This is a genomic window from Psychrobacter sp. DM8 (assembly GCF_051307025.1).
Taxonomy (GTDB): Bacteria; Pseudomonadota; Gammaproteobacteria; order Pseudomonadales; family Moraxellaceae; genus Psychrobacter.
In genome coordinates this window covers 2,320,702-2,338,130 of the sequence record NZ_CP195538.1, presented here as the reverse complement: position 1 = coordinate 2,338,130, position 17,429 = coordinate 2,320,702, and the positions used below count along the sequence as shown (strand labels likewise).

General features: G+C 44.2%; 15 protein-coding genes. 8 read left to right on the top strand and 7 right to left on the bottom strand.

Annotated features, from left to right (window positions below; translation table 11 throughout):
* Window positions 1-118 precede the first annotated feature (118 nt).
* Entirely contained in the window at window positions 119-430 is a 312-nt protein-coding gene (locus tag ACR64J_RS09980) for a YhbY family RNA-binding protein (RefSeq protein ID WP_317199107.1), read from the bottom strand.
* 348 nt (window positions 431-778) lie between these two features.
* On the opposite strand from ACR64J_RS09980, the gene ACR64J_RS09975 reads away from it, so the two are divergent.
* The 7 genes from ACR64J_RS09975 to ACR64J_RS09945 all read left to right on the top strand — a co-directional run bounded on the left by ACR64J_RS09975 (window position 779) and on the right by ACR64J_RS09945 (window position 7,771).
* Complete coding sequence (locus ACR64J_RS09975) at window positions 779-1,411, top strand: RlmE family RNA methyltransferase (protein WP_317199106.1); 633 nt, start codon at window positions 779-781, stop codon at window positions 1,409-1,411.
* A 318-nt stretch (window positions 1,412-1,729) separates the two neighbouring features.
* Window positions 1,730-3,625, top strand: coding sequence for an ATP-dependent zinc metalloprotease FtsH (gene ftsH, locus ACR64J_RS09970; RefSeq protein ID WP_317199105.1), 1,896 nt, complete (start codon window positions 1,730-1,732; stop codon window positions 3,623-3,625).
* Between the two features lie 100 nt (window positions 3,626-3,725).
* A protein-coding gene (locus ACR64J_RS09965; RefSeq protein WP_435949542.1) for an IS3 family transposase occupies window positions 3,726-5,005 on the top strand; the annotation gives its coding sequence in 2 pieces (ribosomal slippage) (window positions 3,726-4,104 and window positions 4,104-5,005; 1,281 coding nt in all).
* 102 nt (window positions 5,006-5,107) lie between these two features.
* Window positions 5,108-6,019 carry a dihydropteroate synthase gene (gene folP, locus ACR64J_RS09960; RefSeq protein ID WP_435949540.1) on the top strand — a complete coding sequence of 304 codons (912 nt, stop codon included), beginning with the start codon at window positions 5,108-5,110 and terminating at the stop codon, window positions 6,017-6,019.
* A gap of 54 nt (window positions 6,020-6,073) precedes the next feature.
* Entirely contained in the window at window positions 6,074-6,355 is a 282-nt protein-coding gene (locus ACR64J_RS09955) for a succinate dehydrogenase assembly factor 2 (RefSeq protein ID WP_317199103.1), read from the top strand.
* A 48-nt stretch (window positions 6,356-6,403) separates the two neighbouring features.
* Entirely contained in the window at window positions 6,404-6,880 is a 477-nt protein-coding gene (locus ACR64J_RS09950; RefSeq protein ID WP_435949538.1) for a hypothetical protein, read from the top strand.
* Between the two features lie 174 nt (window positions 6,881-7,054).
* The gene (locus ACR64J_RS09945) at window positions 7,055-7,771 is read left to right on the top strand and encodes a YidB family protein (protein WP_435949537.1); all 717 of its coding nucleotides are present in this window, start codon (window positions 7,055-7,057) and stop codon (window positions 7,769-7,771) included.
* 92 nt (window positions 7,772-7,863) lie between these two features.
* Here ACR64J_RS09945 and ACR64J_RS09940 read toward each other — a convergent pair whose 3' ends face one another.
* From ACR64J_RS09940 to trmB, 3 genes are all read right to left on the bottom strand, one after another.
* Window positions 7,864-8,946, bottom strand: a complete 1,083-nt coding sequence (locus tag ACR64J_RS09940; RefSeq protein ID WP_317199100.1) for a regulatory protein RecX — start codon at window positions 8,944-8,946, stop codon at window positions 7,864-7,866.
* A 23-nt stretch (window positions 8,947-8,969) separates the two neighbouring features.
* Window positions 8,970-10,031: a recombinase RecA gene (recA, locus tag ACR64J_RS09935; RefSeq protein ID WP_435949536.1), complete on the bottom strand. Its 1,062-nt coding sequence runs from the start codon at window positions 10,029-10,031 to the stop codon at window positions 8,970-8,972.
* An 897-nt stretch (window positions 10,032-10,928) separates the two neighbouring features.
* Window positions 10,929-11,744: a tRNA (guanosine(46)-N7)-methyltransferase TrmB gene (gene trmB, locus ACR64J_RS09930; protein WP_435949535.1), complete on the bottom strand. Its 816-nt coding sequence runs from the start codon at window positions 11,742-11,744 to the stop codon at window positions 10,929-10,931.
* Between the two features lie 373 nt (window positions 11,745-12,117).
* On the opposite strand from trmB, the gene ACR64J_RS09925 reads away from it, so the two are divergent.
* Window positions 12,118-13,047, top strand: coding sequence for a pilin (locus tag ACR64J_RS09925; protein ID WP_435949534.1), 930 nt, complete (start codon window positions 12,118-12,120; stop codon window positions 13,045-13,047).
* Between the two features lie 47 nt (window positions 13,048-13,094).
* On the opposite strand, the gene ACR64J_RS09920 is transcribed toward ACR64J_RS09925, so the two are convergent.
* The 3 genes from ACR64J_RS09920 to ACR64J_RS09910 form a co-directional block, all read right to left on the bottom strand.
* Window positions 13,095-15,011 (bottom strand): monovalent cation:proton antiporter-2 (CPA2) family protein, encoded by a 1,917-nt coding sequence (locus ACR64J_RS09920; protein ID WP_435949533.1) that lies wholly within the window; start codon window positions 15,009-15,011, stop codon window positions 13,095-13,097.
* A 345-nt stretch (window positions 15,012-15,356) separates the two neighbouring features.
* Window positions 15,357-16,061, bottom strand: a complete 705-nt coding sequence (locus tag ACR64J_RS09915; RefSeq protein WP_435949531.1) for a hypothetical protein — start codon at window positions 16,059-16,061, stop codon at window positions 15,357-15,359.
* Between the two features lie 133 nt (window positions 16,062-16,194).
* A complete protein-coding gene (locus ACR64J_RS09910; RefSeq protein ID WP_435949529.1) occupies window positions 16,195-17,364 on the bottom strand; it encodes a cation diffusion facilitator family transporter in 1,170 nt (389 codons plus the stop codon).
* Window positions 17,365-17,429: the final 65 nt, after the last annotated feature.

The window sequence follows — 17,429 nt, the reverse complement described above, 5'->3', positions numbered from 1 at the left end:
GCGGTGCTATGTATTTTGCTTCTAGATATATTTTGGCGCAAGAGATATAAAGAGATGATATACAAAAGCCGCAAACCCTTTAGGTGTTGCGGCTTCGTTGTAGCATAGTCTAACCCAACTACTGCGCGTGACGAGCTAGATTAGAGAGTTTGGGGTTAGCATTGGGGTTTTGACGTAGCAGCAAGGCCATACGACCGATAGTGTGAATCACCGTCGCTTTAGCTGCTCTTGCAATCTCGCTACTGACCACATCACGGTCGTGCTTGCTCCCTGCTGGTAGTTTGATTTTAATCAGCTCATGATCATCCAAAGCGCGGTCGATCTCCTCAGAGATAGCAGGGGTCACGCCATTGTTGCCGATCATGACGATAGGTTTTAGCTCATGACCAATGCCTTTTAGGCGTTTGATTGTTGCGTTGTCGAGTTCCATAATTGTCCTGTATTTCATCTAAAAAGTATGAATATGATTGAAAAAGTTAATCAGTATTATCGTCTATATCGCACGATTTTGGCTGCTGAAAATGCTAAACTATGACTATAAGGGTATTATAAACGCTATAGCATGATAAAGCAGGTTTTAAACCATGAGATTGTGCAAAGTATAAGAATATTAGCGCGTTACTTTTAAATAAAAAAGCACAACTAGGCTGTAGCGTACTATAGGTAGCAGTTTTTTAGCGTGCTGCGTCTTTATTGCTAGATGCTGCGCAAAACCTCTCTTAGTAGCACTGTATTTGTTTTATAGTAAATCGACTATATAAAGTGATAGGAGCATCATTTGGCCACGCGTATTGAAAATAAAACATTATCAAAAAGTAGCCGCGCTTGGATGAAAGAGCACTTAGATGATCACTATGTGCAAAAAGCGCAAAAAGAGGGCTACCGTGCGCGCGCCGCTTATAAATTGCTTGAGATTAATGACAAGACCAATATTATCAAAAAGGGCATGACCGTTGTCGATTTGGGAAGTGCGCCTGGTAGCTGGTCACAAATCGCAAGCCAGTTGGTCGGGGATAGTGGTACCTTGATCGCCTCAGACATTTTAGCCATGGATGCTCTACCTGATGTGACCTTTATTCAAGGCGATTTTCGCGAAGCTGAGATCTTTGACAAGATTATGGCAAAAATCGGAGAGCATCAAGTCGATGTAGTGCTCTCTGATATGGCACCTAACACAGCGGGTAATAGCGCGGTGGATCAGCCGCGAATGATGTACTTGTGCGAGTTGGCAGTTGATTTTGCCTTATCGACGCTTCCTGTCGGCGGCGCACTGATTATGAAAGTATTTCAAGGCGCAGGTACTCAAGAGTTGCGCCAACAGATGCAAAGCGACTTTAGCAAAGTACGCAGTATTAAACCTGCGGCTTCAAGAGCGCGTTCAAAAGAGATGTTTTGGATAGCAATCAAGTAGTTAATAGACGTTATATTCTAAGGTATTAAATATCACTAATATGCGAACATCAGTAGCAAACCGCTACATTAGTTAACCCAATATAAGCTTGAATTGTAACTCTCAAAACCACATATCATGATATATTAGCTTTGTTTTCATTTAAGATTTAAGCAAAGTCGCCTAGTAGAGCCTACTTTATCGTTGTTTTAGTCTAGATTGTTGGTTGCAAAAACAGTCAATCGCAACCACATAAGATATATAGACAATCAATAAGATAACGCTTTAATGGCGTCACGTGTCACCTTGACACACCAATAAGTAAGGGATGGAAAGCTTGTGAGCGACATGGTAAAAAATACCTTATTGTGGCTGGTGGTAATCGGCGTTCTAGTGCTGGTGTTTAGCGGCTTTGACCAATCGTCTGAGCCTGACAACCTCAATTACTCTGAGTTTGTGACCGCAGTGTCAGAGAACCAAGTAGCCAGTGTTGAGATCGACGGCGAGCAGATCACCGGTGAGAAAAAGAATGGCTCAACTTTTGAGACCATTAGGCCTGCTGTGTCCGATGAACAGTTGATGCCACTGTTACGTGAAAACCAAGTTGAGGTTGAAGGCACCGCGCCAAAACGTCAAAGTGTACTAATGCAATTACTAATTGCCAGCTTCCCGATTCTGCTGATTATTGGTTTGTTCCTGTTCTTTATGCGTAATATGCAAGGCGGCGCAGGCGGCAAGGGCGGTGGCCCTATGAGCTTTGGCAAGTCTAAAGCCAAAATGCTCACCGAAGACCAAATCAAAGTGAACTTCACAGACGTTGCAGGCTGTGAAGAGGCTAAGGAAGAAGTCGTTGAGGTAGTTGAGTTCTTACGTGATCCAGACAAATTTACTAAACTTGGTGCGACGATTCCTCGCGGTATCTTGATGGTAGGTCCGCCAGGTACCGGTAAAACCCTACTGGCTCGTGCCATCGCTGGTGAAGCTAAGGTACCCTTCTTTTCAATCTCAGGTTCTGACTTTGTTGAGATGTTCGTCGGTGTTGGTGCTTCACGAGTTCGTGATATGTTTGAGCAAGCCAAAAAAAGTGCGCCATGTATCATCTTTATCGATGAGATTGACGCAGTCGGTCGTCATCGCGGCTCTGGTATGGGCGGTGGTAACGATGAGCGTGAGCAGACACTAAACCAGTTATTGGTTGAGATGGATGGTTTTGAAGGTAATGAAGGCGTCATCGTCATTGCTGCAACGAACCGTGCTGACGTACTCGATAAAGCGCTATTACGTCCTGGTCGTTTTGACCGTCAAGTGCAAGTTGGCTTGCCAGATATCAAGGGTCGTGAGCAAATCTTGAAAGTGCATTTGCGCAAATTGCCAAATACCATTAGTGTTGATGCTCGTGCACTTGCCCGCGGTACGCCAGGGTTTAGTGGGGCGCAGTTAGCCAACCTAGTGAACGAAGCGGCATTATTTGCCGCACGCCGTAACAAGCGTAGCGTCGACATGAATGACTTTGAAGATGCTAAAGACAAGCTGTACATGGGTCCTGAGCGTAAATCTATGGTCATCCGCGAAGAGGAGCGCCGCGCTACCGCCTATCACGAAGCAGGTCATGCGCTAGTCGCTGAGCTATTGCCAGGTACAGATCCTGTGCATAAGGTGACAATTATGCCGCGTGGATTTGCTTTGGGCGTCACTTGGCAGTTGCCTGAGCATGATCAGACCAGTATGTATAAGTCAAAAATGCTAAGTGATATTGCTATCTTGTTCGGTGGTCGTATCGCCGAAGAGGTCTTTATTGACCAGATGTCAACGGGCGCTTCTAATGACTTTGAGCGGGCTACCAAAATGGCACGTGCAATGGTCACCAAATACGGTATGTCTGATGCGCTAGGTATTATGGTTTATGAAGACGATGATCAATCGCAAGGTTACTTTGGCGGTGGTGGTCGTACGATTTCAGAAGCTACTCAGCAAAAGGTGGATGAAGAAGTACGCCGTATGCTAGAGGAGCAGTATGATATCGCGCGTGAATTGATTGAAGCTAATCAAGATAAAATGCATGCAATGGTAGATGCTTTAATGAAATGGGAGACGATTGACCGCGATCAGCTCCAAGATATCTTGGCAGGTGAAGATCCACGTCCACCAAAGGTTTATCAGTCTAACGAAGTGAACTTATCTAAAGATAGACCTAAGCCTGAAGGTACTACGCCGCCACCATTACCAGCGATGTAGTACACTATCGGCACAAATATAAAGAAGCTCTTTTTTATAAAGGGCTTTTTTATTGTCTTTGTCCCGTCCTAGAATGAGTTGACACTTTTTAGGCGATAATATGTCAAACGTAGAGAGTAAGAGAGCGAAACGCAGTCAAAAAGATTACACCTTAGGCTTTAAATTAAGCATTGTACATAGTGTTGAAAAAGGCGACATGACCTATAAACAAGCCCAGAGTATTTATGGCATACAAGGACGCAGTACCGTTTTGGTATGGCTACGAAAGCATGGTAAATTGGACTGGACAGGTTCTAATCAGCGGAGGCGATGTCCTATGTCAGCCCATAACCCTAGTGTAGAAACCCCTGCTCAGCAGATAAAGCGTCTAGAACGAGAGCTTGCAGACGAAAGAGATCGTAATCTTATTTTAAATACCATGATTGATATATATGACAAAGACCATGGAGTAAACTTAAGAAAAAAGTCTGTCACGACAGTCTCTGGCACCTTAAACAAAACGGACAAGTGAGTTTAGCTAGGGGCTGTCGCTTATTAGGAATCAGTACTCAAGCCGTTTACCAACATAGAGCGCGACACCTCAAGCGAGTAGACGAGTTAGCCATACTGTCTGAATGGGTTGTATTTTATCGCCAGTTTATGCCAAAGCTTGGCGGACGTAAACTGTACTACTTGCTCAAACCTAAGCTTATAAAAGCAGGTATCAAACTAGGTCGAGATGGTTTCTTTGATTACTTGCGGGCACATGACTTACTGGTGAAACCCAAACGTAGCTATACTAAGACGACTGACAGTAAGCACTGGCTCAAGAAATATCCTAATTTGTTAAAAGACAACCAAAACCAACCGCTGATACCAGAGCAAGTACTCGTGGCGGACATCACCTACGTAAAGTCTAGTGAGGGCATTCATTATCTATCGCTGGTGACAGATGCTTGTTCAAGACAGATTATGGGCTATCACTTGAGTAACGATATGAGAGCGTGCAATGTGGTCAAAGCGTTAAAGATGGCGCAGTCTAACCGCTACTATGATCATGCTATGATTCATCATTCAGACAGAGGACTACAGTACTGCTCCGAGCTATACCAAGAGGCACTAAAAGCTTATCAGATAACGCCGTCAATGACGGATGGCTATGATTGTTACCAAAATGCCTTGGCTGAGAGAATCAATGGTATTTTAAAATATGAGTTCTTACTATACGAGTGTAATACTTTTGATGAGTTGAAAGTAATGATAGACGAGTCTATACATATCTATAATGAGAGGAGACCGCATTTAAGTTTGAATATGCTCACACCGAACCAAGCTCATAAAAATATAAGAAGTGATATTCCAAAAAAAAGCCAGATACTTGCAGTATCTGACTCCTTATAAACCCTCAACCTATTTTAGGACGGGACACTTTATTTTATCAGCAAAGGCGGTCTCTTTACTGGTATTATAATTCCAAGTATTTTAGTAATTGATGGATAGTTAATGAGCTTATTTTTACCTCTACCTGTGTATCAAATCATTAGTCGTCATAAGGTTTTAGATTTGTCACAGCCGCATGTCATGGGCATTTTAAATGTGACACCAGATTCGTTCTCAGATGGCGGTCAATTCAACGACATTGATAAAGCAGTCATGCGCGCTAAAGAGATGATCGCAGCTGGAGCAACCATCATCGATATCGGCGGAGAATCTACGCGTCCTAATGCTAGAGCAGTAGAGAGTGAAGAGGAGATAGCGCGCGTTATACCCGTTGCGAAGGCGATACGTGAGCAATGCGGCAGTGATATATGGCTCTCCATCGATACTAGTAATCCTGCCGTGATAAAGTCAGCTGTAGCGGCGGGTGCAGATATCTGGAACGATGTCCGTGCGCTTAAGCGAGAGGGCGCAGCACAGATGGCAGCAGAGCTTGGTATACCGGTTATGCTTATGCATATGCGCGGTGAGCCAACCACGATGAACAACTTGGCGCATTATGATAATGTTATCAAAGAGGTTAGTGCTGAGCTCACGGCTCGTATTGATGAGGTCATGCATTTAGGGGTCAAAAAAGAGAATATTATTATCGATCCAGGATTTGGCTTTGCCAAAAACTATGAGCATCATCGCGCGCTATTGACTCAGCTAAGCGATTTACAAGCACTGGGTTTACCCCTGATGTTTGGCGTCTCTCGCAAGCGCTTTTTGGCCCAGGTGCTGTCTAAAAGTGGGGTCAACGGCGCGGCGCAGACACCAGCTACTGAGCGTGATACGATCGGTACAGCAGCTGGGTTATTAGCAATACAGCAAGGCGCTTGCATTATAAGGACGCACAATGTTGCTATGATGCAGCAGGTTAGCGCTCTGTGGCAGCAATTATCTTTGTATAATGCCAGCATGTCCAATAAAGAATAATCTAATTTATAACCCCTTAATATCCATCTACCAAGTGACTATTAGAGATCTACTATGACCACACCATTGCAACCAGAGCCAACCACTGAGCAGCGCCGTATTATTTATCAAGCGCGCCGCGGTCTAAAAGAATTGGACTTCTATATCGATCCTTATATTAAAGAGCTGTACCTAAATGCTGAGCAGACCGAGCAAGATACCTTTGCTCAAATGCTCACTTGTGAGGACCCTGATTTGCTTGATTACTTTACCAATCAAAGCCAGCCAGAGGACAAGGCAATTTGGGACTTAGTTAATAAAATAAAAACTTGGCGTCATGCTAAGGACAAGCTATAAGCCCAAATAAACAGTTGTGATTTTCAATGAATTAAAGAGTCGCCTGCTTTGCAAGAGATACCTATACCCGTCTTAGTTACTCCGCTGCGTATTGATACAGTAGTTGAGCCGACTAGCCGTATTAGCATGGTGCTTTATACGGCTTTAGTTATAGTAATGCTAGTACTGGCTTGGTTGGCCCAGTTATCGTTGTGGCAGTACGTTTTAATACTGCTTGTGGGCGTATTAGCCTTTGGCTATATCACATTATCAAAACCTATACTTCTGCATTTGACTCAGCCTCCTTTAGAGCAGCGTATTGATAGACACTGGCAATTACTACTGCGGATGGGACGAGGGGATGAGTTATGGCAAGCAGGACTGATTGGGGCGCATCGCTATCCGCTACTGATACATTTTGACTTTATGGTGACAAGCCCTTATCAGCGTGAGCTCTGTATAACGATATTTCGTGATCAAGTCAGCTTGGACGACTGGCGTAAGCTTAATATCCTTGCCAGCATTTTACCGAATAAAACCAACTAAAACGTCTTTGGGCGTTATATCTGAACAACCATAACAAAACACCTAACCCTATTGAGAATCAGATTTGCTATATTGTTGACTGAATCGACTGTTGTTATCAGTTAGAGCGGTCACTATCTAGCTTAAAGCAGTCAACTAAATGTGTTTTAATTAAAATAATTAAAGGAATATATTATGAGCTTACTCGGTAATTTGGTATCGCAAGTGGCGCGCAGAGCTATGGATCCAGAAGATGCACAGCGTAACCCTGTCAATCAGCGCATAAATCCACGTCGCACAGGCGGTTTAGGGGATATCTTGGGCGGTGTGCTTGGCGGTGGTACGCAAGCAGGCGGCTATAACCCGCAGCGCTATGAGCGCCGGCAAGCAGACAACGGCTTTGGTCTAGATGATATTTTAGGTGGCCTAACAGGGGGCAATCAGCGCGGCGGCATGAGTTCAGGCGCAGGCGGCTTAGGTGATATTTTAGGAAGCGTACTCGGTGGTCAGCGTAGTCGAGGCGGTTTTGGCGGTAAAGGCATGCTAATTGCCGCGCTTATGCCTATGGTGCTAAGCTGGATTAAGCGTAACGGGGGCTTAAGCGGCGCTTTATCTAAAATTACAGGTATGGGTCATGAGCAGCAGGCACGCTCTTGGATGAGTAATAGTGAGCCAAATGACAACTTAGATCCTAATGAGATTGATAGGTTATTTGATAGTAGTGAAATTCAGCAAGTAGCAGCGAGTACTGGTGCTAACGAGACTGAAGTGCGTCAAGGTCTAGCGGAGCTTTTGCCAGAGGTGATGAATCAGCTTACCCCGCATGGCAATCTAGATGATGAGACCGAGGCCAATCAAGAGATCGATCAAATTATAGGTCAGCTATCAAACCGTTTGGGTTCATTTAAATAAAGTACTGACTTTAAGCCAGCTTAACCTAGTCACTAAAAAAGAGCACTTTAAATGCTCTTTTTTTGGTTCTGGTTTACTTTTAATTACTAGTACTAAAAGCGCTCATCTAACGTCTCAAGAGTGTATTCAAGAGCAGCAAAACAAATATCACTCTTAAAGCCGCGATACTGCAAAAACCGCACTTGCCGTGCTTTTTGCTTTTGCTCAGTCGGTATGTCGTTGCCGTATTTTTTGGTACGGGCGGCAACGGCTAGTTTGAGCCAATCAACGCCTTCAACCATACTATCATCGTCGTCATCGACAAACTCTCTAAACTCGTCAGATTCGCTATTTGCCATGTCGATAAGCTCATCGATGTTGCCAGGCATAGCGATCTTTTTTTGATAAAACGCTTGTTTGATACGCCCCCGCCCGCGCCCTTTACGAATGTTTTCTCGTATGAGCATCAAGGTCGTACGGTAGTCGCTTTGATAGCCTTTATCGCGAAACTCATCGAGTAGGGCATCAATTTTGTCAGGATCTTGCTCTTTATCGATGAGCTTTTGTTTGAGCTCAGCTCGTCCATGTTCGCGGCGCGATAGATAGTAAAATGCCAGCCAGCGCAGGCGACTCTCCGCTTTTATGGCATCAAGCTCGCTTTGCTTTTGTTCTGGCGTACGCAAGTAAGCTTTGAGTGCAGAGGGTAGATTATCTAGTTCGGTAGCAGTAAGCTGTTCCTTAGCATCCGAAGTTAAATGGGTAGTAGGCTCTAAGTTGACGTTATTATTAATATGGCTATTTGAGTTGGGCTCTTTATCTGCCGTTTCGCTATGCTGCTTGTGAGCTGACACATCACGTTTGACCTCAGCTAAAATATCGCGAATGCTTTGAGAGTCAGGATCTTTATATAGCTCAGCATCAGTAGGTTCAGCGGTAAAGCTAGCCGCGGGATGAAAGCGTTTTTTACGCTTTTTTCGAGGTTTGGTGTCATTGTTCTTTTTTGCAAGCGTACGCTTCGATTGTGATGGTTCAGCGTTGCTATCAGAAACCTGATTCTGGGCAGAAAGCTTATTTTGAGAGGAGGGTTTGTTTTTTTGAATGCGCTCTTTAGATGCTTTTTTTGGTTTAGGCGTAGCACTAGAGGCCGAGTCAGTGTCTGACTCGGCCAATATTTCAGCTAATGTTTTAATATGCATAATACAATAGTTATAACTACAGTTTATTGAACGGCGTCAGTTTCTGGCGCATCTAGCATCGTATCATCTTCTTCTTCAACGATAGCATCGCTGACCGACCCTAATTTCTCAGCGCGAATCTTACCTTCGATCTCTTCAGCAACTGCTGGGTTTTCTTTAAGATAAAGGACAGAGTTAGCTTTACCTTGACCGATCTTTTCATCGCCATAGCTGTACCAAGAACCTGCTTTGCCGACTGCACCGATCTCAACACCTAGATCGATGACTTCTGCTAGATGATTGGTACCCGCGCCATAAGTGATCTCAAACTCAGCTTGACGAAACGGCGGTGCCATTTTGTTTTTGATGACCTTGACGCGGGTTTGGTTACCGATGATCTCATCACCATTTTTGACCGCACCAATACGGCGAATATCCATACGTACAGAGGCGTAGAATTTGAGTGCATTACCACCAGTCGTCGTCTCTGGGCTACCGAACATAACCCCAATTTTCATACGAATCTGATTGATAAAGACGACCATACAGTTAGAGCGTTTGGCGTTACCAGTAATTTTACGTAGTGCTTGGCTCATCAAACGCGCCTGCAAACCCATATGTGAGTCGCCCATCTCGCCTTCGATCTCAGCGCGAGGTGTCAAGGCTGCAACCGAGTCAATAACGATCATATCGACTGCACCTGAACGCACAAGCATATCGGTAATCTCAAGCGCTTGCTCACCATTGTCAGGCTGCGACACGAGTAAGTCATCGGTATTAACGCCTAGCTTGCGTGCATAGACAGGATCCAAAGCATGCTCAGCATCAATAAAGGCACAAACGCCGCCTTGTTTTTGACACTGGGCAATCGCTTGTAAAGTCATCGTCGTTTTACCCGAGCTCTCAGGGCCATAAATCTCAACGATACGGCCTTTGGGTAGACCGCCTATGCCAAGCGCAATATCAAGGCCTAATGAACCTGTTGAGACGACCTCAGCATCAAGTACCGCTGAGTCATCACCTAAATGCATAATCGTGTTCTTACCAAATTGCTTTTCAATTTGACCTAGAGCCGCTTTTAGGGCTTTGGCTTTGTTGTCATCCATAATGGATTCCTTTTTATCAATAAAATATTTGAAAACAAAGAGGCAGTCAGGGTAAAACATGACTGCTGAATATCTCGATCAGCTAAGGATAACCAATCATTCGTATTTAGATAGAGGATAACGCTTAGTTATCAGTCTACTATACAGTAAAATAAGATAAAGTTAACGGACGTATCAAGCTAAAAACTAGGATAGTAAACTGCTAATTTTCAACGTCCTATAGAGTTATTTGATGAGGTAATTATAGCAAATTCCAAGCTCATTAGCGCGCTTTGGAGTAGAGCAGACGACAATGATTGTCGCCTACATCAACGACTAAAGCAGACATAAGTGAGTACTATTTGAATGATAGTTTTGAGATATAAATAAGAGGACTTTGTCAATATTTTTGCAAGTTGTCCACAGCGAATAAAGTGCTATTTTTGAGCAGTTGTGAAACATTGACAAGATAAAAAAATATTTTAAAAATATCGAAAATAAATTTATTGCTTTACTATTTTGTTGTAAGTAATTGATTCAAATGGATAAATAAATTGTATAAAAAATGACCACTTTTACCTTACCCTTTAAGCTACCAAGGCAATTGCTTGTCAAGTCCCTAGTTATCCACAGGGTTATCCACAGCAACTGTGGAGAACTCTTACACCCCTTATACTGTCTATGATTGCGTCTACTATTAAGGCAGTAGGGTCAACTAGGAGTCATGGTTTCATGAGACTGACAATCAAAATAATGATGAGTAATAGTGATGTTTCACGTCTTAAATTATTTTTATAACTGCAAGATAGATTTATGATATTTCATTTATTAGTAGAGATACTTCAAAAGTAAAAAAGTACCAACAAAAAAAGCGGCAGCTCCAATAGTTAGAGCTACCGCTTTTTTATAGAATAAGCATCAGTCTTTGACGTAGATTAGATCCCAAACACCATGTCCGCGCTCAATCCCGCGACGCTCAAATTTGGTCATAGGCCGAAAATCAGGACGTGAAGTAAATTGATTGGCGCCTGCCTGATTGCTCAGTCCTGGCACTTGGTCTAACACCTCTAACATCCAAAACGCATAGTGCTCCCAATCAGTTGCAGCATGGAACCAGCCGCCTGACTTGAGACTACGTGTGACAATAGCCATGCGCTCGGCGCTGACAAATCGGCGCTTGTAGTGGCGCTTTTTTTGCCAAGGGTCAGGGAAGTATAGCTGAATGCGATCGATGTGCTGCTCTGGCAGTTGCTTTAATAGTTGAATAGCATCACCGTTGATAATTCTGACGTTGGTCAAACCTTGCGTATCTGCCATATAAGCACATTTACCGATGCCAGGCTCATGAACTTCAATACCGACAAAGTTACGAGTGGGGTCAGCGGCGGCCATCTCGATAAACGAGTCACCCAACCCAAAACCGATCTCTAAGGTTAGCGGCGCGGCGCTACCATTAGGCGTGTCATGAAATAGCACTCGCAAATCATCAATATCATCAAGGTTGCCGTCGCCGGTGCTGTTATTGACTAAATAGTGCGCAAACTGTGGATCGGTAAGCGCCTGCTCAGCGTTTTTGTTCATGTGAGTGCGGCGCTTCATAAAGGTATTGACGATACGTAGATGTTTGTCATTGCCTTCAAGGTTTACGCGAGCTTGGTCTTGACTATCAGTACTCTCACTACTAAGAGTTTGATGTTTATCAAGAGATTCGTCGTTAATGGGAGATTGACTCATAAGATTAATATCATTAAAAATATGAGCGTATTATAGGTGAAATCAGAACCCGTGTGAACGATTATCCTGCGCTGGTGCATTTGTGGTTACTGGGCTTATAACCAGTGTACCTAAGCTAGAGCGAGTTTGATAAGAATTGGTTATCAGTGCACTTTTGCTGTGAATACAGGCTTATAATAATGGTGACCTCATACCGTTTATCTCAAATAAAAAGACTACTGCTATTACAGCGTGCTGCTGATATAAGTTTTTTTTGTGTGCTGCTATCTCTCAACGCTGCGCAAAATTCATCTCAGTAACACTGTATCTATTTTATAGTGGATCGACTATATAGGTCTCATCTGCTCTTAACTCCTAAATAGAGTCTATCCTTATGCTGTTTATCGAAACAGATTCACCGCCACCGTTTTATCAAGAAAAGATAACCCCAGCGCGCCGTCGGCAGCTGGATCAGTGGTTTATCGGTCAGCGTACACAAAAATATTATCTACAGCGTTTTGAGCAGTTTGATAAACAAGGGTATCTCTCGCCTAAATGGCACTGGGCGGCGTTTTTTATCACTTTTCCTTGGCTGCTGTATCGAAAGCGCTATATGGACGCTATCGTCTATAGCGTAGCTGGCTGGTCCTTTATTCAGCTAAACATTGCGATTGTACTGGTCACTTTTGAGTTTATGGCGATGTCCTTTGTGCCAGATGCTTATCAAATGGTAACTCGTATAGGTATTGCTGCCATTATTTGGCTGTTTTGGTCTTTTATGGTGGCGCGCTGGACGGACGCTTATTACTACCGTATGGCTAGGCGTGAGATCGCAGACGTGCTAGATGCTTATCCTCGTGATGGAGCCGCGCAAAAGGCGCACTTAAAACGTGAGGGCGGGGTCAGCTTGTTTGGTTTACTGCTAGGTTTTGGACTGTTTGTGTTTGCGCTTACGGTCATCAAAGTACAGTTTTTGCCTATTATTGCAAAACCTCAGGAGAACGAAGTACTGTTTAATACTTATGATATTGCCAAAACCACGCAAAACAAAGTGGCGCTTTTGTATGCGCAAACTGGGCAATGTCCAACCAAGCTACCGCTGGCTATCGATGAGCCGCAAGTACAACTACAGATCGCGACCGAGGCTGGAGGAGCTGCGAATACGGACTGCGCGATTATTGCTACTATCCAAAATGTACGGTTCCCACTGCGCTATTTAAATGACCATACCCTAGTGTTTTATCATGAGAGTGGGAGCGATAATTGGCAGTGCACCACGTCACTAAATGAGGACTTAGCGCCTGTAAATTGTTCTCCAAACTAGCTTTCAAAATCTCGATACTGAGAGTTATTGTAAGATAAATAACGATACTATTTATTAGGATGAATGACAATATTGCCTTCATTGTTGTTACCTGTATTGTCGCTATCGTCTTCATTAACAGGCGTCGCTTGGCTTCTAAGGGCTTCTTCAAACTCACCCAAATCCATCTTGCGCGAGCGACCGATATCTTCATCAAACAAGCTCTCAAGCTCGGCCATAGCGGACTTCGCTGAGGCTATCATACTGGCTTCATCGTCATAAATAGCTTGCTGACGCTCAATCAAATCATCGTCATAGTCACGGAATGTTTGGATAGTCTCGCGGGCCTTTTCAGGGGTAATGCCAAGTAATTGTAGCGACTCGCGTGACATATCAAGTGAGGACAGATACGTCTCACGCCAAATATGACGGACGCCCACTTCACGTAGGCGATAATAGTGCTGGCGATCGCGGGCGCGAGCGAGAACCACAAGATCAGGATAGTTGTGATGCAGATACTCAGCCGTGGTGATAGAACGCTCCAAGTCATCAACAGCGATGATAAAGATACGCGCCTTATCGATGCCTGCTGCTCGCAAAATCTCAGGGTTTTTGGGGTCGCCATAGTATACTTGATTACCAAATTTACGGACAAAATCTACGCGATTGGCAGAGCGTTCAATAGCGGTAAATTCGATATTGTGCATGCGCAATACCCGTCCTATGATCTGACCGACGCGCCCAAAGCCTGCGATAATGACAGGATGTTCGTGATCTGGAATGGTATCGTAATCACGGCTGGGTTTACTCTTAGCAAATAGTGGCTCGCCGACTTTTTCTAGCAGTAAGAACGCCAGTGGCGTGAGCGCCATAGAAATGGTCACTATAAGGTTTAAAGTGTTTTCAAGCTCAGGTCTTAGGACATTTTGAGTTGAGGCAACGTTAAAGAGGACAAAGGCAAATTCACCACCCTGCGCGAGCGTCACCCCTAAACGAATGCTAGTCGGCCAGCGATTGCCAAAAGCTTTGGCGATACCTGCGATGACCGTAAACTTAATTAGCATCAGTGCAACTGCGCAGCTGATAATAAATATAGGATGGGCAATAATGAATTTTACATCAGTCAGCATACCGACTGACATAAAGAACAAGCCAAGCAGCAAGCCTTTGAACGGCTCGATACTGGCCTCAAGCTCGTGACGATACTCAGAATCTGCGAGCAAGACACCTGTCAAAAACGCCCCTAATGCCATAGATAGACCGATTTGACCCATCAAAATAGAGACGCCCATAACAATAAACAAGGCGACAGCGGTCAAAAGCTCTGAGGCACCACTTGAAGCGACGAACTTAAAAAACGGTCTAATAACATAGCGGCTGGCAAGGATGAGACCTGCGAACACGGCAAATACTTTACCAAAATAAATCAGATCATAGCTCTGCTCTCGCACTCCTGATAAGAAGGGAATAACCGCAAGTAGCGGGATAACGGCGATATCTTGAAAGAGTAAAATAGTAAAGGCTTCGCGCCCATGAGTGCTTGAGAGCTGCTCTTTTTCGTTGAGTATCTGCAATACAAAAGCGGTAGAGGAGAGCGCTAAACCAAAACCGACAATAAAGGCAGTATCTAGTTTTAAGGAGAAAAACTGATACATAATCGCCATCAGTATTATGCCCGTCAAACCTACTTGCAAACCGCCTAATACAAATATAGAGCGCCGCAGTGCCCACAAACGCGAGGGCTGAAGCTCAAGACCGATGATAAACAGCAGCATGACTACACCGAACTCTGAGAAGTGCAATAGACTCTCAGCGTCTCCTGCCACGTCCAGCACACTAGGCCCTAGGATCAAACCAGTAATCAGATACCCTAAAACGGTAGCGATACCAAGACGTTTGGCAAGGGGAACAAAAAGTAGGGCTGCACCCAAAAAGATTGTGGCTTGTAACATTAAATTCGGTGAGCCCGCGGCGGCTGCGAACATAGGTGTTCCTTTGTTTGGATATAAGTAATGATGTTAATAAGTGTAGATTAGGGCGTGTTGAACATTCAACCATGGCACTGCTGATCGCTGCCAGTTTATCAAAGCTATGTTCCAGACACGGCGCAAGTCGAAGATAATGTCTAGACCTTAGCTAGACTTGCAACACACTGCTTATATAGAGCTGGGGAGCAATTTTAGCATCAGCCTGAAAGGACAGGACTCTTTTTTGCCGCTTCTTTGACAAAAATAGACGCTTAGAATGACTAAACTTACTATTTTTATCTTTGAATCGACTAAAAAATAGTCTCTGTCAGTGCGTATTTGTGAATTATCAAACACGCCCTATTATTTTTTGCGGTAAATTTTCCAAATACCATTGTCTGCAATAGGATCGTTATAAGCATCGTTGCGACGTTTGCGCGGGGTCTGTCTGCTATCAACGATCTTAAAATCTGGTAGTGCGTGAACAATGAGACCGGTGCGATAAAACCGTATGCGCTCAGGCTCTATCATCTCTCCCTTTTGATCGCGGCAAAACACATAAGCCCGCAAATCAATGAACTCACGATGCGCTACTAACCGGGCCTCATCGTCACCGTCTAAGATTGCGCTCATACGTGTCAATTCATCAACGCTGTACTCGCCGCACTTGTCAGTTAATGCACCTACTGAGCCAAAGCTTTTGGATTCCTTGGCGCGCGTTTTAGTCAAATGCAAGCGCTGGACATGATAGATAAATTGTGGAATCTCAAGACTTGCGGGCAATGGCAGGTGATCGGGTGGCAGGTAAGCGGCGGGATAAAACGCCATAGCACGCTCGATAAGGGGTTGCCAACGCTGCTGATAAACTTGCACTTCTGCTAGATTGCCTTCAAATATCGGCATATCACGCACTTGACGCAAGATATCAGGAGGAAACTGCTCATTACGAAAGCTTGAGATGTCCTCTTGCAGTGTGGATAGCAGAGCCTTAGACTGTTTTTTGCCGTCCTTTGAGACAGGGTCGTCAATGTAGTCGGGAGCGACAAAGGGCGCTGAGCGTCTAGACATGGTCTTAATGGTCCGTTTGGAATAAGATATAAAGCTCTAAAAGTGGTCTGATAAATATTTATCTAATAAATAATGCTAGCACAGACGCCTAATGCTGCGTAGATTTTATGCAAATTAATCAAAGAATATAGCATCAGTGATTATGCCCGGCATGACTGACATCAACAGGGCGCTCTGAGATATCGCATACTAGGGCATCAGTATGAGTTTGTGTTTGCAGATGCGATGAGCTCTCCACTTGAATGGTCACGTGATGAATACCTAAATCTAATAGCCTTTGCTCAAGCGCAACAATAAGTAGATTAGACTCTGAGATGCTCATATCACCGTCGACAACCACGTGACAAGATAGCGCATTAAGACCACTGGTAATGCTCCAAACATGCAGATCATGTACCTTTTGTACTTGCGGATGCGCCACTAGCTGCTGCTCAACATTGACCAGTGATATGTTACTAGGTGTACCCTCCATCAAGATATGCACAGAGTCGCGCACTACGCGATAACCACTGACTAAAATCAGTACTGCGACGATGACGGAGGCTACCGCATCTGCCCATATCCAGCCAAAAACTATCATCAGTAGCGCAGCAATAATAGCAGCGACTGAGCCCAAAAGATCGCTTAAGACATGCAAATACGCACTCTGCATATTGAGATTGACGGGTTCTTTGGCGTTAGAGGGTTGACTATCGCTTGCGCCGTGGTTGTGATCGTCTGAGCCGCTACTACCCCTATGCATCAACCACGCTACCAAAATATTGATTAGCATCCCGATTGTGGCAATAATCAGCATGCCTTGGCTGGCGATTTCAATTGGGGTGTTAAAGCGCTTAACCGCTTCATAAAAAATCATCACCGCAATAATGACCAGAGTAGCACCATTGACCATAGCGACTAAGATCTCAAAACGCTTATAGCCAAAGGTTTTTTGGTGAGTCGCGGTCTTCTCGCCAATCTTAAAAGCCAGCAAAGTTGCACCAAGAGCGATGGCATCACTTAGCATATGTCCTGCATCTGATAGAAGCGCTAAGCTGCCTGTCAACCAGCCGCCAATAGCTTCAATGAACATGTAGCCTGTGATAATCAAGAAGCTAATGAGCAAAGTACGTTGATAGCCTTTAGTATCGCGCGGCGGCGTAGTCTGCTCTAGATGCTCGTCATGATCGTGACTGTCTTGGGTATCGATGGTATAGATTTTTTGATGATTATGATCGCTATGTCCATCGTGCTCATCATGTGCACTGTGATTGGCGTGTTCAGTATTAGCGTTAGTATCAGTATTAGGATTGTTTTGATTCATAACCATACTCAAAGTTGATTATATTAATGTTAATAAGGATAACACTATTCTAAATTTAACATATT